Origin of the sequence: Streptomyces caelestis (assembly GCF_014205255.1) — a bacterium.
Classification (GTDB): Bacteria; Actinomycetota; Actinomycetes; order Streptomycetales; family Streptomycetaceae; genus Streptomyces; species Streptomyces caelestis.
In genome coordinates, this window is sequence record NZ_JACHNE010000001.1 from 8,033,918 (window position 1) to 8,058,671 (window position 24,754).

Genomic DNA, 24,754 nt, shown 5'->3' on the forward strand with positions numbered 1-24,754 from the left:
GCTCGCGTCACCGGCCGGGCCAGGGCACGCCCCGCGTTCCCGAGGACCGGGATCCGCGCTGTGGCTCGCCACCGCGCGCCGTCGGCGCTCGTGCGGCCGGGTTTGCCCGGGGCGGACGACGCGCACCGCCGGACGGCCCTAGGGTGGGCAGCGTGAGTGACGATCGCAGCAGCAAGGCCCCGCTGGCCGTGTTCGACCTGGACAACACCCTCGCCGACACCGCGCACCGGCAGCGGTTCCTGGAGCGCAGGCCGCGCGACTGGGACGGCTTCTTCTCGGCGGCGCCGCAGGATCCGCCGCTCCCGGAGGGCATCGCGCTGGTCAAGGACAGCGCGCGGGAGTGCGAGATCGTCTACCTCACCGGGCGGCCCGAGCGCTGCCGGCGCGACACGCTCGACTGGCTCGCCGCGCAGGAGCTGCCCGAGGGGCGCGTGTACATGCGGCGTGACGCCGATCGCCGGCCCGCCCGGATGACCAAGCTGGAGATCCTGCGCCGGCTCGCCCGTACGCGCGAGGTCCGTGTCCTCGTGGACGACGACGAACTGGTCTGCGAGGACGCCCGGCGCGCGGGCTTCACCGTCGTACGGGCCGACTGGGCGGCCAGGTCCGCCGAGCTGAAGGTGGCGCAGGAGCGGGAAGGCCGCACCTGAGAGCACGAGTTGGCGGAGTGTTCACCTCCGCCGGGTATCTCCTTGCCGGGAACCAGGACGTCAGCAACCTGGACGCCGCAAACCAGGACGCACCGGGGCGCTCGTGCCCGGACAGCGAAATACGGGGGATGCCATGAAGGGAAGCCGTAACGGCACGCTCGCGGCAGCGGCGCTCGTCGGCACCGTGCTGCTCACCGGCTGTGCGAAGCCCGACCGGAGCGAGATCGTCACCTGGACCGACGAACACGGCCGGGCCTTCACGGGCGTGGCGATCGTCGACTCGGAGGACGGCGACCGGGAGGTGAGCAGCATCGACTGCGACTACCCGCCGCAGGGCAAGCAGCCGGGCCGTTCCACCTCGGCGCCGCTGCCGGACTGAGTAGGCCGTTCGGAGGACGCCGGACTACTCGGACTACTCGGACTCCTCCAGCCGGAAGCCCACCTTCAGCCCCACCTGCCAGTGCGCGATCTGCCCGTTCTCGAGCTGTCCGCGCACCTGAGTCACCTCGAACCAGTCCAGGTTGCGCAGGGTCGCCGATGCCCGGCCGATGCCGTTGCGGATGGCCTGGTCGACGCCGTCGGGGGAGGTGCCGACGATCTCCGTGACCCGGTAGGTGTGGTTCGACATTCCGCTGCTCCTCTTCAGTGACGGGCATGTCACACGTCACTCCACCGTGCCCCAAGCGGCGGCGAAGCGCGAGACGTCGCCTCCCGCTCGCCGCCGTTCAGGGGCTCAGGGGTGTTGTCAGCGCACCACGCTCAGCGACAGCGCGAACCGGCCCGCCGCGTCCGTCCACCAGTGGGCCAGGTCCAGCCCCGCCGCGAACAGCTCGGTGCGCACACCCTCCTGCCGGAACTTCGCCGACACCTCGGTGCGCAGCTCCTCGCCCGCCGCGAAGTCGACGGCGAGGTCGAGCGCCGGCACCTTCACGGTCTGCGCCGTACGGGAGCGCAGCCGCATCTCGATCCACTCGTGCTCGGCGTCCCACCGCGCCACATGGTCGTACGCGGCGGGCTCGAAGTCGGCGCCGAGCTCGCGGTTGATCACGGTGAGCACGTTCTTGTTGAACGCGGCCGTCACCCCGGCCGCGTCGTCGTACGCCCGCACCAGCACCCCCTCGTCCTTGACCAGGTCCGTGCCCAGCAGCAGGGCATCGCCCGGGGTGAGCAGGGCACGCACGGACGCCAGGAACGCGGCGCGCTCGGCGGGCAGCAGGTTGCCGATCGTGCCGCCGAGGAACGCCACCAGCCGGGGCCCGGGCGTGCCGGGCAGTGTCAGTTCCGCGGTGAAGTCGGCGATCAGCGCGTGCACGTCGAGCCCCGGCCGCTCGGCGGCGAGCGCCTGCCCGGCCTGGGTGAGGGCGCTCTCGCTGACGTCGACGGGGACGTAGGTGTGCAGGTCCGTCAGCGCGTCGAGCAGATGCCGCGTCTTCTCCGAGGAGCCGGAGCCGAGCTCGACCAGAGTGCGGGCCCGGGTCGCCGCGGCGATGTCGCCGGAGAGCGCGAGGAGGATCTCCCGCTCGGCGCGCGTCGGGTAGTACTCGGGCAGTTCGGTGATCTTCTCGAACAGGTCGCTGCCGTGCGCGTCGTAGAACCACTTCGGCGGCAGCGTCTTGGGACGGCCGGTCAGACCCCGGTGGACGTCGGCGCGCAGCGCGGCGTCCGTGGCGTCCTCGGGCAGCGTGCGGGTGAGGTGGAACGGGCTCACGTACGGGGCTCCTCGGGGAGTGCGGGCACGAAGGCGTCGGTCGGCTCCTTCAGCGGCGTGAGCAGCACGTCCGTGCGGCTCGCCGCGAGCAGGGTGCGGTCGGGCACCTCCTGCCAGTGCGGATCGTCGTCGTAGGGCTCGGAGGCCACGACGGTGCCGCCGCCGGGCCGGGTGAGATACCAGAGGGTGTCGCCCCAGGCGGTCGCGGTGATGGTGTCGCCGTCGGTGAGCAGCAGGTTGAGCCGGGAACCGGGGGCAGCCGCGGCGACCTCCAGGACCGTTTCGGCCAGTGCCTGGCCCTGCTCGTCGCCGCTTCGCAGCCGGGCCAGGACCAGGGCCCAGACGAGCGCCGAGTCGTTGCGGGCCTCCAGAGACAGCAGGTCCTCCGGCGGCAGGCTGCGGGACACCGGCGCCAGCGAGCCGGGCCAGCCCTTCACCGCCCCGTTGTGACTGAACAGCCAGGTCCCCGCGGCGAACGGCGCCGCCGCGGCCTCCGCGTCCGCGCCCGACAACGTCGCGTCCCGCACCGCGGCGAGCAGTGCGGTGGACCGTACGACCCGGGCGAGATCGGCGAACGACAGGTCCGCCCAGATCGGCCCGGCCCGGCGGTAGCGGGCCGGCACCGGATCACCCTCGGCGTACCAGCCGACGCCGAATCCGTCGGCGTTGACCGTCCCGTACCGCTGCCGCCGGGGCGCCCAGGACTGCCGGTACAGGCCGTGCGGGGGCTCCACGAGGAGCCCGCCGAGCGGCTCGGCCGGTCCCACGTACGCCACATGACGGCACATCAGACGTCCTCCGAACAGGCCGTGCGGAACCCGGAGAAGATCTGCCGCCGGATCGGGTAGTCCCAGTTGCGGAACGTGCCCCGGCAGGCCACCGCGTCCACGGCGAACGAACCACCGCGCAGCACCTTGTGGTCGGACCCGAAGAAGACCTCCGAGTACTCCTTGTACGGGAACGCCCTGAAGCCCGGATACGGCAGGAAGTCGCTCGCCGTCCACTCCCACACGTCGCCGATCAACTGCCGTACGCCGAGCGGCGACTCACCGGCCGGGTAGCTCCCGGCCGGCGCCGGTCGCAGATGCCGCTGGCCGAGGTTGGCGTGCTCGGGCCCCGGGTCGGCGTCGCCCCACGGGTAGCGCATGGAGCGGTCACCGGCCGGGTCGTACCGGGCCGCCTTCTCCCACTCGGCCTCCGTGGGCAGCCGGCGTCCCGCCCAGCGGGCGTAGGCGTCGGCCTCGTACCAGCACACGTGCAGTACCGGCTCGTCCGGCGGGACCACCTCGGTGACGCCGAAGCGCCGCCGCAGCCACTGCTTGCCGTCCCGTCGCCAGAACAGCGGGGCCGAGATGGAGTTGCGGCGGATGTGGGCCCAGCCGTCCGCCGTCCACCAGCGCGGGTCGTCGTAGCCGCCGTCCTCGATGAACGCCTGGTATGCGCCGTTCGTCACCGGCGTGGTGTCGATCCGGAAGGGCGCCACCTCACGCCGGTGCGCGGGCCGTTCGTTGTCCAGGGCCCACGGCTCGTCGGAGGTTCCCATCAGGAAGGGGCCGCCGGGGACGAGGACGTCGGACGGGCCGGTGAACAGCGGCGCCGGCTCGGGGTCGGGCGCGGTCAGCGCCTGCGGGCCCCGGCGGAGCTGATGGGTGATCAGCATCGTCTCGTCGTGCTGCTGTTCGTGCTGCGCGATCATCCCGAAGGCGAACCCGGCCTCCGTCAGCCGCGTCCCGTGGAACGCGGCCTTCTCCAGCACGTCCAGCGCGCGTCCCCGCACGTCGGCCGCGTAGGCGCGTGCCTCGGCGGGCGACAGCAGGGGCAGCTTCGGCCGCTCGGCCCGCGGGTGCTCGAACGCGTCGTAGAGGCCGTCGATCTCGGGCCGTATCGCCTCGTGCCCGGCGACGGCCCGCAGCAGCCACTGCTCCTCCTGGTTGCCGATGTGCGCCAGGTCCCACACCAGCGGCGACATCAGTGGCGAGTGCTGCGCGGTCAGGTCGGGGTCCTCGACACAGCTCGTCAGCAGGGTGGTGCGGTCGCGGGCGACGACCAGCGAGGCGACCGCGCGCTCGCGGAGAACCTCCGGGTCGGCGGTATCGGCGTCGACGGCGGGGCTGGTGTCGGTCATGGGCGCGGGTCCTTCCCGTGGGCGCGACCGTCCGTGGCGCGCTGTCGGTCGAGCAGGTCGTCGGCGGGGCAGCGTCCCCGGACGACGTAGCGGTCCAGGTAGTCCGCGACGGCGTCCGTCACCTCGGGCGCGGCGCCGAGCCGGGGCAGGGCGTCCAGTGCGGCCGTGAAGCACGTGACGGCCACCTCGCGCAGCTCGGCGTCGGCCAGCCCGCTGCGGGCCGCGTCGAGCCACAGCGGGTTGTGCGGCGCGGGCAGCCCCAGCGTCCGCTCGGTCAGCGGCTTCACGGCCCGGTAGGCGGTCTCGGCGGTCTCCGGGTCGTCGAACAGCGCCGCCACCACGGCCAGCGGCACGATCCAGCCGTCGTCGCCGGGCTGCGCGTCGATCATGCGCAGTTCGAGGTGGCCGCGCGGCCTGACCGGCGGGAACAGCGTCGTGACGTGGTAGTCCAGATCCTCCCGCGTGGGCGGCCGGGGGACGCCCGTGCGGATCCACTCCCGGAAGGTGAGGCCCTCCGGGACGTCCCAGGGCCCGCCGTCGCGCCGTACGCACATCACGGGCGAGTCCAGCACGTGCCGGGACCAGGCGCCGCGCGGATCGGCGTCCAGCGGCGGTCCGCCCGCCCGGTCGGCGCCGATCCGGGTCCACAGCAGCTGCCGGGTGGACAGCCAGCCGGTCGGCCGGTGGCCGGCGAGCGGGGAGCTGGCGAACGCGCCCACCAGGACCGGGCCCAGATGATGGGCCAGCCACCAGCGCCGCACATGGCCGAGGGGCCCCGGCTCCTCGTGGCCGGCGTCCACGCACACCTGCACGGAGGCCGAGGCGCACATCATGGCGCGGCCGGAGGGGCCGGTGCGGTCGAGGCAGGTCTCCATGGCGTCGTAGCGCGGTTCGCGCAGGAACCGGCGGGGTTCGTGCCAGGGATCGTGGCCGAGGCCGACCAGCGTGAGGCCGTTGTCGCGCAGGACCGCGCGGACGGCGGCGAGGTCGGCGGATACGGTGGCGATGACTTCCGTCAGCGAGGCGGCGGGGGGCGAGCTCAGCTCCAGCTGGCCGCCGGGCTCCACGGTGAGCGCCGACCTCAGGGACAGGGGCCGCAGTGCGGCGTAGGCCGCGTCGAGTCGTTCGGGTGTGACGGGGAGCTGCGGTGCGCGCAGCTCGTGGACGAGCCATTCCACCTCGACACCGAGGCGGCGCGGCGGGCCGGTCTTGAAGCAGATGCCGCGGACCAGGGCCTCGACGTCGGCTTCGGACAGGGCGGTGTGTGGCTCGGTACAGCCACCCGCCGGGGCGGTAGACGCATCGGACATGTAGGGATCCTCCTGAGATTCCACCATGCCACCGGTCCGGGCTCTTCGGCGGCCCGAACCGGGATCACCCGTCCACCCAAGTCACTCGCGTCGCTCGGCACAAGGGGGCGTACCGGGGCGTTCCGGGGCGGTCATCCGGACCGGCCGGGCGTTTTCCGGCGCTTTCCCCGGTGTTCTCCCGTGGCGAAAACCCCGTTGCACCGCACGGTCGGCATCGCCCACGATGCCTGCGTGAGCAAGACAACACCGGCTCGCGCGTCGCGCGGTCACGGCGCACACGGGGGTGGCGCCGTGAGCGCGCGCATCTACGGACCTCGACGGTGCTTCGGACCTCAACGGTGCTCAAGGTCAAGGGGAGGCGCTGTGCCGAAGGCCTTCAGCTCCAGCCGTAGCGCTCCCGCAGCCGGTGCCTCACGAGGTTGAACCGCATACGGTCCAGGGCGCAGGCCTCCCGGCGCATGCCGTCCTCGTGCAGGCGCAGGACCCGGTCCACGTCGACCCACGACTCGCGGCCCGACCGGTCCCACGGACCGCTGCCGATCGGCACCCACTCCCGATGGCCGTCGTGCCGTTTGCTGGACAGCTGCACGGCGAGGAAGGTCCCCGCCGGCTCGCGGGCGACCACGAGTACCGGGCGGTCCTTGCCGCGCCCGTCGTTCTCCTCGAAGGGCACCCACGTCCAGACGATCTCGCCGGGGTCGGGGTCCCCGTCGTGCGCGGGCGAGTACTCGGTGCGCACCCGGCCCACCTCGCGCGGATCGGCCTGGACGGTGGCGGAGGGGCCGGAGCGGCCCGGGATGTTCTCATCGGTAAACGGGGTCACGGGGGCACCCTAGAGGCTGTCCCCACGAGCCCGGCCGGCGAGGCGTCCCGCCCGCGGGACCGCGTACGGCCGCTCAGGCGGCAGCGGACCGTTCCGTGACCGGCGGCGCCGGCCACTTCTCGTGCCAGCGCAGCTCCGCCTCCAACTGCGCGGCCACCTGCAGCAGAAGCGGTTCGCTGTTCGCCGGACCGAGCAACTGGGCCCCGACGGGCAGACCGTCCGCCGTGAAACCGGCGGGCACGTTGACGCCCGGCCAGCCCAGCACGTTCCACGGCCAGGCGTACGGGCAGGCGGCGATCATCGCCCGGTCGGTGGCGAAACCGCTGAGTTCCAGCAGGGCGCCGATACGGGGCGGGGGAGCGGCGGTCGTGGGCGCGAGGACGACGTCGTACGAGGTGAAGAATCCGCCGATACGGCGGTGCAGGACGGTCTCCGCCCGCCGGGCCGCTCGCAGTGGTGCTCCGCCGAGCAGCCGGCCCAGCCGGGCCGAGCCCCGGGTGCGCCGGTCCAGCAGCGCCGGGAAGGGCGCCTCGGCCACCCGCTCGGCGATCCCGGCCGTCGCGCGCGGCACGAAGGTCAGTCCGATCTGCCCGTACGGCGGGTCCGCCTCCTCGACCGTGTGCCCCGACGCGGCGAGCCGTTCGGCGAGTTCGACCACCCGGGCCCGCACCTCCGGCAGGAGGCGGGCGGGCACCGCCGTGAACGGCGGTGTGAGGGCGAGCGCGACGCGCAGCCGCCCGGGGTCGCGGCCGACGGCCGCCGAGGCGTCGACGGCCGGGGGCTTGTGCGGGTCCTGCGGGTGGTTGCCGCTCGCCGCGTCCAGCAGCAGGGCCGCGTCGGCGACCGTACGGGCCAGGGTGCCGTTGACGGTGATCCCCTGGAAGGACTCGCCGCGCGGCCAGGTGGAGACGCGGCCGCGCTGCGGCTTGATGCCGACCAGATGGGTCCAGGCGGCCGGGATCCGTACCGACCCGGCGCCGTCCGAGCCGAGCGCGGCGGGCACCAGGCCGGCGGCGACCGCGGCGGCCGAGCCGCCCGAGGAGCCACCGGGCGTATGGGCCGTACTCCACGGATTGCGCGTCGCGCCGAAGGCCGGCCCCTCGGTGAAGGGCCACTGCCCGAACTCGCAGGTGTTGGTCTTGCCGACGATCACGGCCCCGGCCGCGCGCAGCCGCCGCACCGCCTCGCCGTCCTCGGCGACCGGCGGGAACTCCCCGCAGCAGCCGAAGGCGGTCGGTTCGCCGGCCACGTCCATGTCGTCCTTCACCGCCACGGGCACCCCGAGCAGCGGCTTGCTCACGCCCGCGGCCAGCTCCCGGTCGGCGGCCTCGGCCTCGGCGAGCGCCGCCTCGGCCCGGACGATCCGGAAGGCGTTGATGCTGCCCTGCGTCGCCTCGATCCGCGCCAGCGCCTGCTCGACCAGCGCCCGGGACGTCACGTCCCCGGCGGCCAGCGCTCGGGCGGTCTCCGCAAGGCCTGCGGCACGGTCGAGCGTCATACGGACACCTCCGGAAGCAACTCCTCTACCGAACGGTAACGTCCGGTGGCCGGTGGTGGAACGCCGACGACGGGAGTGGAATTTCACCCATCGGCCACATCTACCTCACTGGGCCCATCGGCGCTCGTTCAAACCATTGACGCCTCTCTGCCCCGCCCTTATTTTCTGAGCCCTCACTTCTGATCGAGTTGCCGAACTTTGTTCGGTATATCGACCTTGTGTCTCAGGGAGAGCCGCCCGTGACCTCACACCCCGCCGCCCCGTCCCGCCGCACACTGCTGCGCACCCTGGCCGCCCTGCCCGCCTCGGCGCTGCTGCTGGGCGAGGCGCCCGGACTGCTCGGCAGCGCCCTGGCCGCCGCACCGCCGAACGGCTCCGCCACCCGGTACACGATCGTGCCGTTCCTCAACAGCAACGACGGCACGGTCAACGTCTACCAGTCGGACGACGCCACCGACTTCCGGCTGCTGCGCTCCTCGGCGTACACGCCGCCGGCGGGCCGGATCCGCGACGCCAGCGTCATCAGACACACGGACGGCTACTACTACGTCACCTACACCACCCGCACCTGGCAGGACACCAGTACGACCATCGGCTTCGCCCGCAGCTCCGACCGCGTCAACTGGACGTTCCTGTACAACTACACCGTCCCCGTCGCCAACCTCTCCCGCGCCTGGGCGCCCGAGTGGTTCGTCGACAGCGACGGCAGCGTCAACATCATCGTGTCCTGCTCCACCACGAACGACCAGTGGATCTTCACTCCGTACCTGCTCAGGGCCACGAACTCCGCCCTGACGGCCTGGAGTTCACCGGTGGCGCTCGCGGGCATCGGCGCCAACCACATCGACACGTTCATCGTGAAGATCGGCTCGACGTACCACGCCTTCCCGAAGAACGAGACGACCAAGTACATCGAGTACGCCACCGCCTCGAACCTCACCGGCCCGTACACGATCCGCAGGACGGGCGACTGGGCGGGCTGGGGCAGCTACCGCGAGGGGCCGGCGCTGGTGCAGCTCGACAACGGCGGCTGGCGCATCTTCTTCGACGGCTACGGCGACGGCAGCTACTACTACTCCGACAGTTACGACACCTTCGCCACCTGGACGGCACCGGCCGCGCTGCCCGGGATCTCCGGCACGGCACGGCACTTCACGGTCGTCAAGGAAACGGTCTCCGGCGGCCCGAGCCTGCCCCGGAACACCACCCGCTCCTTCCGGTCCGGCAACTACGCGACCCGCTACTGGCAGCAGCAGTCCTCGCTCCTCAACCTGCCCGTGGTCAGCAGCTCCAGCACCACCGCCGAGAAGCGGGCCGCCACCTTCACGGTCGTCGCCGGCCTGGCCGACGCGAGCGGCTACTCCTTCCGCGACGCGGCCGGCAACTACCTGCGCCACTGGGACTTCCGCGCCCGCTTCGACCCGAACGACGGTACGAGCACGTTCGCCAAGGACGCCACGTTCATCCTCCGGACCGGCACGGCATCCGGCTCCGTCCGCTTCGAGTCGTACAACTACCCCGGGTACTACCTGCGCCACTACGCCTACCAGCTCCGCGTGGAACGCCCGAACGGAACGGACCTGTTCCGGCAGGACAGCTCGTTTGTGCCGGTGACGGCTTGGGCCTGACCTGCACCGCTGCTGACCTGGGCAATTGTGCTGGGCGCAGTGTGCACTAGTTGTGCACTGGGGCGTGGGACCGTGGCGAGAGGGGAAAGGAGACCGTCGGGCCTGGTCCGGGAAGTCTGCGTTTGGCTGACGCGGTGAGCATCACCGGGCTGCGCGGTGCAGGGCGGAGTCGAGTTGCGGCAGTGGCCTGCCGACCACAGTGGGTTGGCTGAAGCCCGCTCGACACGCCTGACGCTCGTTCTGGCGGCAGGTGTCAGTCATGCATGCCGTGGCGGTCCCACTCGGCACAAGTAGTCAGAACCTTCTTCTGGGGTCCATGTGGTCCAGGTTAGGAGGTTTGGCCTGGTCAGGGCCTGGTGGTGCAGGTGTGTCGACGAAGTTGGTGACACGCGAAGTACACGGTGTCACAGTCAACGAGCATGATCATGGGCTCCCTGATCTCCCCCCGGCAGCGCGACAAGGTCGCCGCTGCCATAGAACCGCGCGCGTCACGGCCGCCGTCCTGTGCATGGCCGACCAGCAGATCCCCACGAGCCGGGTATTCCCTCCCTCATCGCAGTCACATCGTGGCGCGCAGGTGGCTGGTGGTGACGAAGTGGTAGCCGCGGCCGGTGAGGGTGCGCAGGATCTCGGGGACGGCGGCGACCGAGGTGGGGTGGATGTCGTGGATCAGGACGACGTCGTTCGGCTCGGCCTGGGAGATGACGGTCTGGGCGACCTTGGCCGGGTCGTGGGACTTCCAGTCCAGGGTGTCCATGTCCCACAGGACGGGGGAGAGGCTGGTGGCCGCCCGGACGTTGCCGTCGATGGCGCCGTACGGCGGGCGGAAGAGCGTCGGTTCCTTGCCCGTGGCGGCCTTGATCGCCGCATTGGTGCGCTCCAGCTGGGAGCGGATCTGGGTAGGGGTGAGGTTGGTGAGGACCGGGTGGTTCCAGGAGTGGTTGGCGATCTCGTGGCCGGACTTCATCTCGGCGCGGACGATGTCGGGGTGGGCGGCGACGTTCTGGCCGACGACGAAGAAGGTGGCCCGTGCCTTGTACTGGGCGAGGTACGTGAGCAGCGTTCCTGTCTCGGGGGCGGCGGGGCCGTCGTCGAAGGTCAGGGCGATGCACTTGACCTGGGAGCAGTCCGTGGTGTCCTCGCCCGGGTCCGGCTGTGCGGCGACGGTCGGGGCGGGGGTGTGGACGGCACCGAGGTCGAGCTTGTCGTCCGGGTCGGTGGTCTGCTGCTGGGCGCGGCTGCCGAAGTCGGACAACCAGGGGGTGACGGTCGCCTTGGGCAGGGTGACGGAGATGCGGCCGGCCGGGGGGACGCCGACCGTGCCCCGGTCGAAGTCCACCTTCAGATCGCCGTCGGCGGTGAAGGCCATGTCGTCCAGGTAGACGTCGCGGCTCTCCTGGTCGTCGAGGGCCGCGACGGTGTCGGGGGTGACCCCCTCCCGCTTCTCCAGGCGCTTCTTCACGGCCGAGACGAAGGCGTCCCGGGAACCGTCCGCGATGAGACCCGGGGACGGCCGGTACTCCTTGGCGGCACCGTCGTACCAGTACGCCTCAGTGGCCAGGCCGTCCGCGTTCGACGTACGGTCGACCGTCCCCAGGCGTACGCCCAGCACGTCGCCGGAGGCCACGAGGAACGAGAAGCTGACGTTCAGCTCGGGTCCCTCCAAGCCGTCCATGCCGCCGCAGCCCGTGGCCTGCCCGCCGGTGTCCTCACCGAGGAAGACCGCAAGGCGTCTCTCCACATCCTTCTTCATCGCGGCCGTCATCGCGTCGGCGCCGGGGACGTCCGGGTAGCTCGTGGCCCAGGGGCAGGAGCGGTCGGTGCTGCTGTCGCTGACGATGTTGACGCCCTTGAGCTTGCTCAGGTCGACCTGGGTGCCGGTGTCGTTCCCTCCGGTCCGGGACGGGCCGTCCACGGAGGGCGCCGAGTCCGCCGGTGGCGAGCCGGTGGCGCAGGCGGCTGTCAGGGCGAGTGAGCCGAGCAGGAGGAGCGTGGGGGCGAGGGCGTGTCGAGGCATGCGTCAACCTGGTGCGTGAGGTGCCGGGGCATGAGTGGGGAGTGTGCGGCGCGCGAGCTGTCGCTGCGGCGCGGCGTCCCGCTGGGGGTGCCTTGTGTGGGCAAGGGCTTTCTTTTCGCCGGGTCAAGGTATGTTTTCGGCCGGTCTCCCGCAATCCTCTGGGCCGCCCCGTCGGCCCAGATGTGACCACTCTCTCTCCGGCCAAGCCGACGGCCGGGGCATCGCGTGAGGGGACGTCCCTCGAACCGTGCCGTGAGGGCGGCCCACGCACGGTTCAGAGGTCCGGAAGGGGTGCCGAGCGATCCGCTGACGCCCAAGACTCTGACTCAGTCCGGTGACACCACCCGTCACCATGCCCCATCGCGGCCCGAGGCTCTCCCCCACGACCGGTGCGGCGCCGCTCGGTACACAGCAGGTCGGTGATCAGGTAGCCGCTGAGGGCGAAGAACACATCGACGCCGACAAGGCCGCCGGGCAGCCAGGAGGGGGCGATGTGGTACACGACCCATCGCCCGGACGCCGTCGAGGCCGTGTAGGCGGGCGGGGCGAGCTCATGGGCGCGGGGCGCCTCATCACGAGGGTCCTGCCGTCCATCACGAAGGTCCTGGTGTCGTTCACGGCTGTCCACCCTTCTCACTCCGGGCGGGCAACGGCTCGTCCGCGCTCAGTGCCTGCCACACGGCGTTCGCCTGCGGTTCCCGGGGGACAACCCGGTTGGGGTCCTGCGGGGCGGGAGCGACCGGCAGGGTACGGAAGTCGACCCGGTCGGCGTCCAGGCCGTCGAGGGAACGGGCGAAGGAGGCCAGCGACGACAGCGAGCCGAGTCCCTTGTCCGTGGTGATGGCGCTGGTGAGGTCGTCGAGCAGCCGGTACAGCCGCACGGGATCCGTCAGCAGGTCGGCGGAGCGTATCTGGGTGATCAGGGCTTTCATGAAGGTCTGCTGGAGCTTGATGCGGCCGAGGTCGCTGCCGTCGCCGATGCCGTGCCGGGTCCGTACGAGGCCGAGGGCCTGCTCGCCGTTCAGGCGCTGTGTTCCCTTGGACAGATGGACGTGGCTGTAGGGATCACGGATGTCCTGCGGGACGTTCACGCGCACGCCGCCGAGCGTGTCGACCAGCTTTTTGAAACCGGTGAAGTCGATCTCCACGACGTGATCCATCCGCAGACCGGACAGCCGCTCGACCGTGGCGACCGTGCAGGTCATGCCTCCGGTGGAGTAGGCGGAGTTGAACATGACCGCCCGCGCGGCCGGAGCGACTCCGGACTTGGTGGAGCAGGCCGGCCGGTCGACCAGGGTGTCCCGGGGGATGCTGATCACCGAGGCGTCCCTGCGGCCGTTGGCCATATGGACGACCATGGCCGTGTCGGAGCGGGCGCTGCCTTCGTCGCGCCCGTACTCACGGTTGGCTCCCGACCGCGAATCAGACCCGAGCAGCAGCACATTCACCGCTCCCGGCGCCTTCCGCTCCGGCCGAACGTCGGCGTTCAGCTGCCCGTCGACGTCCTGAGAAGCAATGTTGTCGTTCAGATCCCGGTAGGCGAAGGCCGCGCCAACCCCCAGGAGCGCCAGAAAGACGGTCGCCATCACCATGAGCCGACGTGCCCGGCGGCGCGCCTGGCGGCGTGACGGACGCCGGGAGACCGGCGGAGAGGTCCGGGCATCTGCGGCCCGTCGCCGACGGCGACGGCCTGTGGGCCCCCTGAAGTGCCGGCGTGGCTCACCAACTGGAAGGCGTGAGTCGGTCATGCGCTACTCCATCGGACAGCCTGAACCACCCCGGCCGGGGTGAGCAGGAGCAGCGGGAACAGGCGCTCGGACAGGCCGGACTTCCAGGCGTTGGGAGCGCCGACTGTCTTGTTGCTTTCGGCGCCTGCGACGAGTGGTCCGGCGATCACGGCGCCCCCGGCGAGGCCGAGACCGCCGACGACGGTTCTGCGGGTGACGTCTCGGCGGGTCAGGCGGCGGCGAGCGTGCTGGGGCATGAGTGTTCCGTTCGTGCGTACGGGGATTGGGGCGTACGAGGATTTCGGCGTACGGGGATGAGGGCGTGGTGCGCTCAGAGCGTGGCGCGCAGGTGGCTGACGGTGACGAAGTGGTAGCCGCGGGCGGTGAGGGTGCGCAGGATCTGCGGGACGGCGGCGACCGATGTGGCGTGGATGTCGTGCATGAGGACGACGTCGTTGCGCTTCACCTTGGCGACGACGCTCTGGGCGATCTTCGCGGCGTCGGGGTACTTCCAGTCCTCGGTGTCCAGGGTCCACAGCACGGGGGAGAGCGCGGTGGCGCCGCGGACGGTGCTGTTGATGGCGCCGTAGGGCGGGCGGAAGAGAGTCGGGGTCTTGCCGGTCGCGGCCTTGATCGCGTCGCTGGTGTGGTTCAGCTGGTAGGCGACCTGCTCGGGGGTGAGCTTGGTGAGGTCGGGGTGGTTCCAGGAGTGGTTGCCCACCTCGTGGCCGGCGCGGGCCTCCGCGCGCACCAGGTCGGCGTGGGCGGCGACGTTCTGGCCGACCACGAAGAAGGTGGCCCGGGCGTGGTACTGCGCGAGGTACGTCAGCAGCATCGCGGTCTCCGGGACGGCGGGGCCGTCGTCGAAAGTCAGGGCGATGCAGTGGACCTTCCTGCAGTCGGTGTCGTCGTCACCGGATGCGGTGTGGGTCGGCACGGCGGGCGTGGGCGTCGCGGTCACCCCGAGGTCGAGTGAGCGGGACGGCTGCTCGGTCTGATGCTGCGCGCGCTTGCCGAAGGCGGACAGCCAGGGGGTGACCGTCGCCTTGGAGAAGGCCACGACGTAGCGACCGGCGGGGGCGGCGCCGACCTCGTCCCGGTCGAAGGTCACCCGCAGTCCGCCGTCGGCGGTGAAGGCCATGTCGTCCAGGATGGCGGCGACGTTCGACGGCTCGGCGAACGCCTCGTCCACCGTGTCCGCGTCTGTGCCGTCCCGTCCCTTGAGCTGCTTCTTCAAGGCGGCGACGAAGGCGTCCCGGGAGCGGTCGGCGACGAGTGCGAGCGCGGTGCCGTACGCGCCCGCGTCGCCGTCGTACCAGTAGGTGCGCGTACGCAGGCCGTCCCCCGCCGCGTGGCGGTCCTGCCCGGTGAGCCGGACGCCGACGACGTCCCCGGAGGCGACCAGGAACTGGTGGCTGATGTTGAGTTCTCGGCCGTCGGCGCCGGTGGGGGAGTCGTCGCACAGCGTGCGGAAGCTCGCCAGGCGCTGCTCCACGTCCTTCTTCATCGCCTCCGTCAGCGCGGCCGCACCGGGCACGTCCGGGTAGCTGGTCGCGAAGGGGCAGGAGCTGTTCTCGCTGCTGCTGTTCACGATCCGCAGACCCTTGATCTTCGAGGGATCCACGGCCCGCACCGGCGAGGCTCCGGAGAACGGTCCGGGCCGCGCTCCGGCGGTCGCGGAGTCCGATGCCCCGGAGGATCCGGACGAGCAGGCCGCCGTCAGGGAGAGCGAGCCGAGCAGCAGGAGGGAGGGGAGCAGGAGGCGTGTGCGCATGGGACCAGAACCTGGGCTAGGGGGCTTACCGGGCTCCGATCGTCCAGGTCAGGGGCGTTTTTCAGCGACTGTCGAAGTCACTGCGAACAAAAAGGTCCCGCTCTTCGCGCGCGCCTTCGCCGCTCAGCGTGCCGTGGGGCACGTGTGTCGGTACTGCGCGTCGGGACGTACGTCCGCCACTGCGCCTCGGTGAGTCCTCCGCCGGCCCGGTCGCACAGGATGCGGACGACGTCGTCCGGGGCCACCGGGTGGCCCTGGAGCAGCACGTCCGGGCCGCCGGCGTACAGGGTGGCGCCGATGGGGGCCCCGCTCGAGCGAAGTCGAGAGTGGGGGAGCCTGAAGGTGAGGGTGTCGTCCGTCGCCGGACGTGGGCAGGTGCTGCCGAGGAGCCGCTGCCCGGCGGTGGCCCACAGGCGCAGGGTGCCATGCCGCCCGCCCAGGCCAGGGTGGCGCCGTCGGGAGAGAAGGCGAGCGCGCCCACGGCCTCGGGCTCGCTCCCGGAGGCGGTGTCGCAAGTGCCGGTCAGGATGCCCAGGCGGTGGCGCAGGTCGCCGTCCCACAGGGTCACCGGCCCGATGCTGTCGCCGACGGCGAGCCGGGTGCCGTCGGGGCTGAAGGCCAGCGCGGTGACCTGCCGGTCGTCGGCCAGGGGCCCAGGCCGCGTCCGGGCGTCCCCGCTCACGCGACCGGAGGGCAACTCGGCGTACCGGTCGCCGGAACCGGCGAGCAGTCGGCCGTCGGGCCGCAGGGCGAGCCTGCCCGCGTCGAGGGCGCCCAGGGTGGCTTGCGCCGGTGGGTGGCGGTGCCCCAGACCTCGGCCGTGCCGTCGTCGCTGGTGGAGCGCGCGGCCAGCAGCGTCCGGCCGCCGGAACCGAGGGCGAGCGCGGAGACGAGGCGGCCCGCCGCGCCGGATGTTTCGACAGATGGACGCCCGGTCGAGCTGCGGCCAGTGGGGGTGGTCCAGTTCACCTGGGGCGGTTTGGGCACGGGGCAGGGTGGTGGCGGCGGAGGTGTTCACCCGGGTCATGCGCCGGGTGGAGGAGAAGGTGCGGTTCAGGCCGGTGAAGAAGGAGCCGGTACCGGTGGTGACCAGGCTGGCGCGGGTGCATGGGGCGGCCCCGCGCTGCACGAGGGGGGTGTGAGCCGGGGCCGCCTGAGACCGTCGACGGGGGGATGCCGTCGGTCGGAACCGAGTCTTGGACCCGGGGGAATTGGTCAGTAGCCCGTTGCGGGCACTGAAAAATCGGGGAGACGCCCTGACCGCGAGGGATCTCGGCCGTTCGGCCGATGGGCGCGGCCTGCCGCGTTGCGGTACGTGGCCTTTCGGCTGATCCGGCTGTGCCGACGGGGGATTAGGGTCGCGCCGTGGATCTCCTGAAACCCGTGCGTGCCCTTGGTGCGCCTCGCGGACCGGAACCGGATGCCCGCCGGAAGGTCATTTCGCGGGTACTCGGCACCGTCCTGCTGTTGCTCGCGGCGGGTGTGGACCTGCTGTTGGCGGGTGTCGACGGCAAGCCGCTGTGGCCTCAGCTGGTCGTGCTGCCGATCGGTCTGGCTGTGGTCCTCTGGCCCGCCGCCATGCGGCCGGCGTGGCTCACCACGCCGGTGCGGACCGGCGTGCCCGCGGTTGTGTCCGGCGCTGTGACGGCGGCCGCGCGAGGTCCCCGAATCCGCCGAGGCCGTGACCGACGACCGCAGTCCGAGGGGCGATCTGGCCGCGCTCCCCGAGCTGGTGGAGGGCTTCCGCGGGCCCGTCGGCCCCAAGACCGCGCTGCGCCACGATCCCTCAGTGCCCGACGACCTGCCCCATGAGGTCCAGGCCGCTGCCTACCGGGTCGTCCAGGAGGCCCTCACGAACGTACGGCGGCACGCCGCGGACGCCACCGAGGTGACGGTCGGCCTGTCCTACGACGGCCGCGTGCTGGAGGTGACGGTACGCGACGACGGCCGTGGCGTTACCCGCTTGCCCAAGGCCGCGCGCGGCGGCGGCTTCGGCCTGGTCGGGCTGACCGAACGGGTCACCGCGCTCGGCGGCAAGCTGCGTACGGGACCCCGCTCCGACCGCCAAGGCTGGGAAGTCATCGCCACCCTGCCCACGGAAAGGGGCCGTCGTGACCGCCCAGGTGGGCTCGGCCCCACGCCGTAGAGAGCAGGAGCGCGGCCGCTGTCGCCCGGGAGGCGGTCGGCGGCCACTGCGGGAAGCCGGGTGAGGGCGGTGCCGGGCGTGAGTCATCGGACATCGCACGCGGTAGAAGCGAAAGTTTCAGTGATCCTCCGCAGGTGGTGACCGGATGCCACCCTCTGTACGGTCGTGCAGGCAAGTCGTGGCATGGCACGCGCAGAGCGGCCCTCGCCGTGGACCGTCAGCAAGGGGCCTGAACAGCACATGCGTTATCGGGAACTCGGCCGCACCGGACTGACCGTGTCCGAGATCGGCTACGGCGCCTGGGGGCTCGGCCAGGGAGCCTGGGTCGGCGCCGACGACGACTCCGGCGTCCGTGCCCTGCGCCGTGCCCTCGACCTGGGCGTCAACTTCATCGACACCGCCAGGGCGTACGACCGCAGCGAGCGCGTCGTCGGTCGTGCGCTGAGGGAACTCCCGGGTGGCGGTGACGGCGTGTACGTGGCGACGAAGGCCGGGCCGAAGGTCCCGGTCTCGCTGGCGCCCAGCGGGCTCGACCCCATGGAGGCGTTCCCCGGTTCGCACATCCGCGAGAGCCTGGAGACCAGCCTCCGCGAGCTCGGCCGCGACCACGTCGACCTCCTTCAGCTGCACACCTGGGAGGACGAGTGGACCGGGCGCGGTGACTGGCTGGAGACGGTGGACGCCCTCAAACAGGAGGGAAAGATCAGGTTCTTCGGGATCTCCGTCAAGGACCACCAGCCCGAGAACGTGCTCACGGTGCTGCGTACCGGCGTGCTGGACGCGGTCCAGGTCATCTACAACGTCTTCGAGCAGTCCCCGTCCGACGCCCTGCTGCCGGCCTGCGCGGAGCACGGCGTGAGTGTGATCGGGCGGGTCGCTCTCGACGAGGGGGCCCTGACGGGCTCGATCCGCACGGGGGCCACCTTCCCCGAAGGCGACTGGCGCACCTGGTACTTCAGGGACGACCGGCCCGCCCAGGTCGAACAGCGCGTGGACGCGCTCCTCGCGGACCTGGAGATCGACGTCGATCAACTCCCCTCCACCGCGCTGCGGTTCGCACTCGCCGGGCAGGCGGTCTCCACGGTCATCGTCGGGATGCGGTCACTGACCAACGTGGAACGCAATGCCGCGGTCGCGGAGGCACCACCGCTGACCGCCGAGGAGCTCGCGCTGCTGGCCAAGCACCGCTGGCAGAAGAACTTCTACAGCTGATCCGCTTGATCCGTTCCTCCGCTCCCCTGGCCGGGGCACGGGACGTCGTCGCGCGCGTAGACGGTGACGCGAGCCCCGGTGACGTCCTTGGTCGCGCATGGGTGGAAGTACCGTTCCAGGGCGCGGTGTTTGGCCAGCTCCTGGGCGTTGATGTGGCGTCGTCACGAAGGGGTGTTCAGGGTCAGCGGGAGATGCGGGCGGCGGGGGGAGCCGTGGCCCGCGGCGAGCCGGCCCGGGGCGTGCCGTGGCCCTGGTCCGTTCGGGCAGCGGTGTCGGAGCCGGTGGGGTGGCGTGGTGTCAACGGGTGCGCACGGCGGACAGCTCGGCGAGCGCGCGGCGGCCGCCGACGATGAGCTGATACGGGCTGGTCGCCGGGTCGTCGGTGAACGCTTCGCTGTGGTGGCCCACTTGACGCGCGGTGGCCAGGAGGGAGCGCTGGAGGATCCGCTCACCCCAGTATTGAGGGGAGTGGCGTGGTCGACCTTGGGGAGAATGCCCTCGGCGGACAGGGCGAGCATGAGGCTGGACTGAATTCCGGCGCCTCTGTCACCTATTCGGGGCTGTTGTATGCCCGCGGCTTCGACATGTACATGCACACCTGGTCGCAGGAGATCACCGGTCCCGGCGCCGACCTCGTCCGCGCTGACATCATCGCGGTCGGAATCCCGGAGGAGAGGAAGAGGGGCACGGCGCACCGTGCCTCTCTCGCCGTGCTGGAGCAGCGCTTCGAACTGGCGCTGCCGCGTGATCTGGTCCTCGGCGCGTCACTGCCCACTGCGCTCGTCAGAGGGCAGCAGCCGCGATGAGCCGTCCCCGTGATCACAGGCGGCCCCCAGCGCTCCAGTTGGTTCGGGGTGTGCGCCCACGTGCCCTTGGTCGGGGTGCTTGAAGGGCCCTCAATGCCAAGTAACCCTTCTTGTTGCTGCGGGCGGATCTGACCGCGCCGCGCGCACGGGGGCACGGCCCGTCGGATCCGGCAGCACATTGACGCAGTTCATCGCTCGCTCAGTCTGCGGTGATTACGGCCTGGATCAAGCCCGGGAACCGGCGGTCCAAGTCCTCCTTACGGAGGCGCATGTACAGACCGTTCCCGGCGTCGCGCTGATACACCAAGCCTGCCTCGCGCAGTACTCGCCAGTGACGGGTGCGACTGGACTTGCCCACCGGCAGGTCGAAGGAAGCGCACAACCGCTCTTCATCTGGCCGTTCGGCCAGTTCGGCCACGACCCGACGCCGATTCGCGTCAGCCAGCGCCAAAAGGATGGGCCCCACTTCCAGCTCCTCGGCGCGCGGGTGCGCCAACTCGCCTTCCGTCATCACTTCCCCCCTCGACAAGGTACGCCTAGTTGCGTACCTTCCCAGAGGTACGCGACTGGGCGTACCTTAACGCTGCTGGGGGAGTCATGTCTGTACCCACGTCGTCGCGTCGCCGAGTGCTGTCGCGTATCCGCATGTCGCTGCGCAAGCTCCTGCTCATCGAGCACTCGCCCTTCATGACCCTCTGACCCAGGCAGGGCCCCTGTCTCTCACGTGCGGAGGCGTGAAGACGGCCAACCGAGCTCCCCATAAGAAACGGCATCGTCCCAAGTGGAAAACCCCGGTTGCGAAATCGTTTCCAGTACCCCTGTTCCGGCATGGGCACGCGCGTTCCGACCTGTCCGTATTCCCATGGTTCCCACCGGGGCCGATGCTTTGTTCCGCGCCTGAAGCGTGGGTTACCCTGCGACGTATTTTTCTCCTTGCGTACGTCCGTGAACTGCGGAACGGCACGCACGACGGCCGGGCCGCCGATCGGTTCGGGGGGTTCGGAGTTCTCTGTGGCGAGGACTCCTGGGGAGCGGAACGAGGTTGCGCATGACCAGCAACAGCGCCGGGGGCGACGAGGTCTCCCCGGGTGATCAGGAGTTGCGACGGCTCCTGGCGGGCCTGACGGCCGTCCGGGACGGGGACTTCGGCACCCGTCTGCCGGTCGACGCCGACGGCCTCATGGGTGACATCGCCAAGGTCTTCAACGGCATGGTGGACCAGCTGTCCGTGTTCACCTCCGAAGTCACCCGGGTCGCCCGCGAGGTCGGCACCGAGGGGACGCTCGGCGGACAGGCGGAGGTGCCTGGCGTCTCGGGCACCTGGGCCGACCTGACGGACTCGGTCAACGCCATGGCGGGCAACCTGACCACCCAGGTCCGCGACATCGCCCAGGTGGCCACGGCGGTGGCCAAGGGCGACCTCTCCCAGAAGATCGACGTGCCCGCCCGCGGCGAGATCCTGCAGCTGAAGGAGACCGTCAACACGATGGTCGACCAGCTCTCCGCCTTCGCCGACGAGGTCACCCGCGTCGCCCGCGAGGTCGGCAGCGAGGGGCGGCTCGGCGGACAGGCCCAGGTGCCGGGTGTGGCCGGTGTCTGGCGCGACCTGACCGACTCCGTCAACCACATGGCGGGCAACCTCACGAGCCAGGTCCGCTCCATCGCCCAGGTGACCACGGCGGTGGCTCAGGGCGATCTCTCCCAGAAGATCACCGTCGACGCGCGCGGTGAGATCCTCGAGTTGAAGAGCACCATCAACACGATGGTCGACCAGCTCTCCGCGTTCGCCGACGAGGTCACCCGGGTCGCCCGGGAGGTCGGCACCGAGGGACGCCTCGGCGGACAGGCGGACGTCAAGGGCGTCAAGGGCACGTGGCGCGACCTCACCGACTCCGTGAACTTCATGGCGGGCAACCTCACCGGTCAGGTCCGCAACATCGCGCTGGTGGCGACCGCGGTGGCTCAGGGCGATCTCTCCCAGAAGATCACCGTCGACGCGCGCGGTGAGATCCTCGAGTTGAAGAGCACCATCAACACGATGGTCGACCAGCTCTCCGCGTTCGCCGACGAGGTCACCCGCGTCGCCCGCGAGGTCGGCACCGAAGGACGCCTCGGCGGACAGGCCCAGGTGCGGGGCGTGTCGGGCACCTGGAAGGACCTCACCGACAACGTCAACGTCATGGCCTCCAACCTGACCGGCCAGGTCCGCTCCATCGCCCAGGTCGCCACCGCCGTGGCGCGCGGCGACCTGTCGCAGCGGATCACGGTCGAGGTCAAGGGCGAGGTCGCGGCGCTGGCGGACGTCATCAACACGATGGTCGACACCCTCTCCGCGTTCGCCGACGAGGTCACCCGCGTCGCCCGGGAGGTCGGCACCGAGGGGCGCCTCGGCGGGCAGGCGCACGTGCCGAACGTCGCGGGCACCTGGAAGGACCTCACCGACAACGTCAACTCGATGGCCAACAACCTCACCGGCCAGGTGCGCAACATCGCGCTCGTGACCACCGCGGTGGCCAGGGGCGACCTGTCGAAGAAGATCGACGTGGACGCCCGCGGCGAGATCCTCGAACTCAAGACGACGATCAACACGATGGTCGACCAGCTCTCCGCGTTCGCCGACGAGGTCACCCGCGTCGCCCGCGAGGTCGGCACCGAGGGACGGCTCGGTGGACAGGCCGAGGTGGAGGGCGTCTCCGGCACCTGGAAGCGCCTGACGGAGAACGTCAACGAGCTGGCGGGCAACCTGACCCGGCAGGTGCGCGCCATCGCGGAGGTCGCGAGCGCCGTCGCCGAGGGCGACCTGACGCGTTCGATCACGGTGGAGGCCTCCGGCGAGGTCGCCGAGCTCAAGGACAACATCAACTCGATGGTGGAGTCCCTGCGCGAGACCACCCGGGCCAACCAGGAGCAGGACTGGCTCAAGACGAACCTCGCCCGGATCTCGGGCCTGATGCAGGGCCACCGCGACCTGCCCGTGGTCGCCGAACTGATCATGGACGAGCTGGTCCCCCTGGTGGCGGCCCAGTACGGGGCCTTCTACCTGGCCGAGGACGGCGACGACGGCCCCCGGCTGCGGCTCGTCGGTTCCTACGGCTACCCGGAGGACGACACCAGACCCACGCGCATCGCCATCGGCCGCACCCTGATCGGCCAGGCCGCCCGCAGCCGGCGCACCATCACGGTGGACGACCTGCCGCCGGACTACGTGACCATCTCCTCGGGGCTCGGCCAGACGGTGCCGACCGCGCTGGTGCTGCTGCCCATCGTGGTCGAGGACCAGGTCCTCGGCGTCATCGAGCTGGCGTCGGTCACGTCCTTCACACAGATCCAGCACGACTTCCTGGCCCAGCTGATGGAGACCATCGGCGTCAACGTCAACACCATCGTGGCGAACGCCCGTACCGACGAGCTCCTCGCCGAGTCGCAGCGCCTGACGGCCGAACTCCAGGACCGGTCGGCGGAGTTGCAGGTACAGCAGGAGGAACTGCAGCGGTCCAACGCCGACTTGGAGGAGAAGGCCTCGCTGCTGGCGGCGCAGAACCGGGACATCGAGGCGAAGAACCTGCAGATCGAACAGGCCCGGCAGGAACTGGAGACACGTGCCCAGCAGCTGTCGCTGGCCTCGAAGTACAAGTCGGAGTTCCTGGCGAACATGAGCCACGAGCTGCGCACGCCGCTCAACAGCCTGCTCATCCTCGCCCAGTTGCTGGCCCAGAACCCGTCCCGCAACCTCACCCCGAAGCAGGTCGAGTACGCGCAGATCATCCACTCCGCCGGCTCGGACCTGCTCCAGCTGATCAGCGACATCCTCGACCTGTCGAAGGTCGAGGCCGGGAAGATGGACGTCACGCCCGAGCGGGTGGCGCTGCGCCACCTCATCGAGTACGTCGAGGCCACCTTCCGGCCCATGACGACGCAGAAGAGCCTGGACTTCACGGTGACGACCGCCCCCGGCGCGCCCGCGGACCTGCTCACGGACGACTCGCGGCTGCGCCAGGTGCTGCGCAACCTCCTGTCGAACGCCGTGAAGTTCACCGAGCGGGGCGGCGTGCAGCTGAGCATCGAACCGGCGGTGGACGAGGAGGTGCCCGAGGGAGTGATCCGGGGCGGCGCCGTGGTGGCCTTCCGTGTGAAGGACACCGGCATCGGTATCCCGGAACAGCAACTCGAGACGATCTTCGGCGCCTTCCAGCAGGCGGACGGCACGACGAGCCGCAAGTACGGCGGCACCGGTCTCGGCCTGTCCATCACCCGGGAGATCGCCCATCTGCTCGGCGGTGCCGTCACGGTGGACAGCACGCCGGGCCAGGGCAGTACGTTCACGCTCTTCCTGCCCGTGGCCCGTCCGGACTTCGAGGAACTGCTCGACCACGGCAGAACCCCGGAGCGGGTCCCGTCCGAGCCCCTCTCCGAGGGATCGTCACGCCGGGTGCCGGTGCCCCGGATCGGGCCCGGACCGCGGCCCCGGCGCCTGCTCGTCGTGGAGGAGAGACCGCGCGGTCTGCTGACCCTCGTCGCGGAGAGCGTGGTCGCGGACCTCACGCCCGGCCGTGAAGACGGTGGACAGCGGCCCGCGGTCGACATCATCACCGCTGTCGGGGCGCAGGAGGCGGCGGGCGCCCTCGCGGCCGAACCGTGCCACTGCGTCGTCCTGGAGCTGGGCACGCGGGAAGGCGAGGCCTCCCGGTTCCTCGAGGCCCTGGAGGGTGACTCGGCGCTGGCGAGTGTCCCTGTCCTGGTGCACAGCGGTCATCGCACAGACCTGGTCCTGGAAGAGACGCTGCGGTCCCGCTCGGCGGGCGGGGCGCTGGAGTTCCTTTCCAGTCTCGACGAACTGCGCGAGCGCATCGCCCTGCACCTGTCCGCCGAGGAGCCCGGGGACGTACTGTCCCTGGTCCGGCCCGAGGAACCGCGGCCTGTGACGCCGCAACCCGTCGACGACTCGCCTGCGGCGGGCCGTACCGTCCTCGTCGTCGATGACGACGCCCGCAACCTCTTCGCCCTCAGCGGGATCCTGGAGCTCCACGGCTTCCGGGTCCTGCACGCCGAGAACGGGCGCCAGGGCATCGAGACGCTGGTGAACAACCCTGACGTCGCGCTCGTGCTCATGGACGTGATGATGCCGGAGATGGACGGCTACACCGCGACGGCCGAGATCCGCAGAATGCCGCAGTACGCCGAGCTGCCCATCATCGCCGTCACGGCGAAGGCGATGCCCGGCGACCGGGAGAAGAGCCTCGCCTCGGGCGCCAGCGACTACGTCACCAAGCCCGTCGACACCCGCGACCTCATCGCCTGCGTCCGGCGCTGGCTGCCCGTATGAGCACGTC

General features: G+C 71.1%; 19 protein-coding genes and 1 pseudogene. 7 read left to right on the plus strand and 13 right to left on the minus strand.

Features of this window, described 5'->3' with window-relative positions; all coding sequences use genetic code 11:
- Nucleotides 1-152 precede the first annotated feature (152 nt).
- Both HDA41_RS36390 and HDA41_RS36395 read left to right on the plus strand, forming a co-directional pair.
- Complete coding sequence (locus tag HDA41_RS36390) at nt 153-650, plus strand: phosphatase domain-containing protein (protein WP_184991666.1); 498 nt, start codon at nt 153-155, stop codon at nt 648-650.
- Nucleotides 651-783: 133 nt separating this feature from the next.
- The gene (locus tag HDA41_RS36395; RefSeq protein WP_184991668.1) at nt 784-1,029 is read left to right on the plus strand and encodes a hypothetical protein; all 246 of its coding nucleotides are present in this window, start codon (nt 784-786) and stop codon (nt 1,027-1,029) included.
- Nucleotides 1,030-1,062: 33 nt separating this feature from the next.
- Here HDA41_RS36395 and HDA41_RS36400 read toward each other — a convergent pair whose 3' ends face one another.
- The 7 genes from HDA41_RS36400 to HDA41_RS36430 all read right to left on the minus strand — a co-directional run bounded on the left by HDA41_RS36400 (nt 1,063) and on the right by HDA41_RS36430 (nt 8,114).
- The gene (locus HDA41_RS36400; protein WP_059418351.1) at nt 1,063-1,278 is read right to left on the minus strand and encodes a dodecin; all 216 of its coding nucleotides are present in this window, start codon (nt 1,276-1,278) and stop codon (nt 1,063-1,065) included.
- A gap of 117 nt (nt 1,279-1,395) precedes the next feature.
- A complete protein-coding gene (gene egtD / locus HDA41_RS36405) occupies nt 1,396-2,358 on the minus strand; it encodes an L-histidine N(alpha)-methyltransferase (RefSeq protein ID WP_184991670.1) in 963 nt (320 codons plus the stop codon).
- Nucleotides 2,355-3,146, minus strand: a complete 792-nt coding sequence (gene egtC, locus HDA41_RS36410; protein WP_184991672.1) for an ergothioneine biosynthesis protein EgtC — start codon at nt 3,144-3,146, stop codon at nt 2,355-2,357. The genes egtD and egtC overlap by 4 nt, the downstream gene beginning before the upstream one ends.
- The gene (gene egtB, locus HDA41_RS36415) at nt 3,146-4,483 is read right to left on the minus strand and encodes an ergothioneine biosynthesis protein EgtB (protein ID WP_184991674.1); all 1,338 of its coding nucleotides are present in this window, start codon (nt 4,481-4,483) and stop codon (nt 3,146-3,148) included. The genes egtC and egtB overlap by 1 nt, the downstream gene beginning before the upstream one ends.
- Complete coding sequence (gene egtA, locus HDA41_RS36420) at nt 4,480-5,793, minus strand: ergothioneine biosynthesis glutamate--cysteine ligase EgtA (RefSeq protein WP_184991676.1); 1,314 nt, start codon at nt 5,791-5,793, stop codon at nt 4,480-4,482. Before egtA ends, egtB begins: the two co-directional genes overlap by 4 nt.
- A 376-nt stretch (nt 5,794-6,169) precedes the next feature.
- On the minus strand, nt 6,170-6,616 hold the full coding sequence (locus tag HDA41_RS36425; protein ID WP_184991678.1) for a type II toxin-antitoxin system PemK/MazF family toxin: 447 nt from the start codon (nt 6,614-6,616) through the stop codon (nt 6,170-6,172).
- 73 nt (nt 6,617-6,689) lie between these two features.
- On the minus strand, nt 6,690-8,114 hold the full coding sequence (locus HDA41_RS36430) for an amidase (RefSeq protein WP_184991680.1): 1,425 nt from the start codon (nt 8,112-8,114) through the stop codon (nt 6,690-6,692).
- A 239-nt stretch (nt 8,115-8,353) separates the two neighbouring features.
- Between HDA41_RS36430 and HDA41_RS36435 the strand changes: the two genes are divergently transcribed.
- On the plus strand, nt 8,354-9,742 hold the full coding sequence (locus HDA41_RS36435) for a glycoside hydrolase family 43 protein (RefSeq protein WP_184991682.1): 1,389 nt from the start codon (nt 8,354-8,356) through the stop codon (nt 9,740-9,742).
- A gap of 559 nt (nt 9,743-10,301) precedes the next feature.
- Here HDA41_RS36435 and HDA41_RS40695 read toward each other — a convergent pair.
- From HDA41_RS40695 to HDA41_RS36460, 5 genes are all read right to left on the minus strand, one after another.
- Complete coding sequence (locus HDA41_RS40695) at nt 10,302-11,759, minus strand: polysaccharide deacetylase family protein (RefSeq protein ID WP_221511682.1); 1,458 nt, start codon at nt 11,757-11,759, stop codon at nt 10,302-10,304.
- Nucleotides 11,760-12,373: 614 nt separating this feature from the next.
- Entirely contained in the window at nt 12,374-13,345 is a 972-nt protein-coding gene (locus HDA41_RS36445) for an LCP family protein (protein WP_230299505.1), read from the minus strand.
- Nucleotides 13,346-13,503: 158 nt separating this feature from the next.
- Entirely contained in the window at nt 13,504-13,743 is a 240-nt protein-coding gene (locus tag HDA41_RS36450) for a hypothetical protein (protein WP_184991686.1), read from the minus strand.
- A 74-nt stretch (nt 13,744-13,817) separates the two neighbouring features.
- Nucleotides 13,818-15,260 (minus strand): polysaccharide deacetylase family protein, encoded by a 1,443-nt coding sequence (locus tag HDA41_RS36455; RefSeq protein WP_184991688.1) that lies wholly within the window; start codon nt 15,258-15,260, stop codon nt 13,818-13,820.
- Nucleotides 15,261-15,938: 678 nt separating this feature from the next.
- Complete coding sequence (locus HDA41_RS36460; RefSeq protein WP_184991690.1) at nt 15,939-16,229, minus strand: hypothetical protein; 291 nt, start codon at nt 16,227-16,229, stop codon at nt 15,939-15,941.
- 706 nt (nt 16,230-16,935) lie between these two features.
- On the opposite strand from HDA41_RS36460, the pseudogene HDA41_RS36465 reads away from it, so the two are divergent.
- From HDA41_RS36465 to HDA41_RS36475, 3 genes and pseudogenes are all read left to right on the plus strand, one after another.
- Nucleotides 16,936-17,406: pseudogene (locus tag HDA41_RS36465) on the plus strand (sensor histidine kinase); the annotation flags it as partial.
- Between the two features lie 240 nt (nt 17,407-17,646).
- Nucleotides 17,647-18,618, plus strand: coding sequence for an aldo/keto reductase (locus tag HDA41_RS36470; protein ID WP_184991694.1), 972 nt, complete (start codon nt 17,647-17,649; stop codon nt 18,616-18,618).
- Nucleotides 18,619-19,091: 473 nt separating this feature from the next.
- On the plus strand, nt 19,092-19,424 hold the full coding sequence (locus tag HDA41_RS36475; RefSeq protein WP_230299504.1) for a hypothetical protein: 333 nt from the start codon (nt 19,092-19,094) through the stop codon (nt 19,422-19,424).
- A 199-nt stretch (nt 19,425-19,623) separates the two neighbouring features.
- Here HDA41_RS36475 and HDA41_RS36480 read toward each other — a convergent pair whose 3' ends face one another.
- The gene (locus tag HDA41_RS36480; protein ID WP_184991696.1) at nt 19,624-19,935 is read right to left on the minus strand and encodes an ArsR/SmtB family transcription factor; all 312 of its coding nucleotides are present in this window, start codon (nt 19,933-19,935) and stop codon (nt 19,624-19,626) included.
- 537 nt (nt 19,936-20,472) lie between these two features.
- On the opposite strand from HDA41_RS36480, the gene HDA41_RS36485 reads away from it, so the two are divergent.
- On the plus strand, nt 20,473-24,747 hold the full coding sequence (locus HDA41_RS36485) for a HAMP domain-containing hybrid sensor histidine kinase/response regulator (protein ID WP_184991698.1): 4,275 nt from the start codon (nt 20,473-20,475) through the stop codon (nt 24,745-24,747).
- Nucleotides 24,748-24,754: the final 7 nt, after the last annotated feature.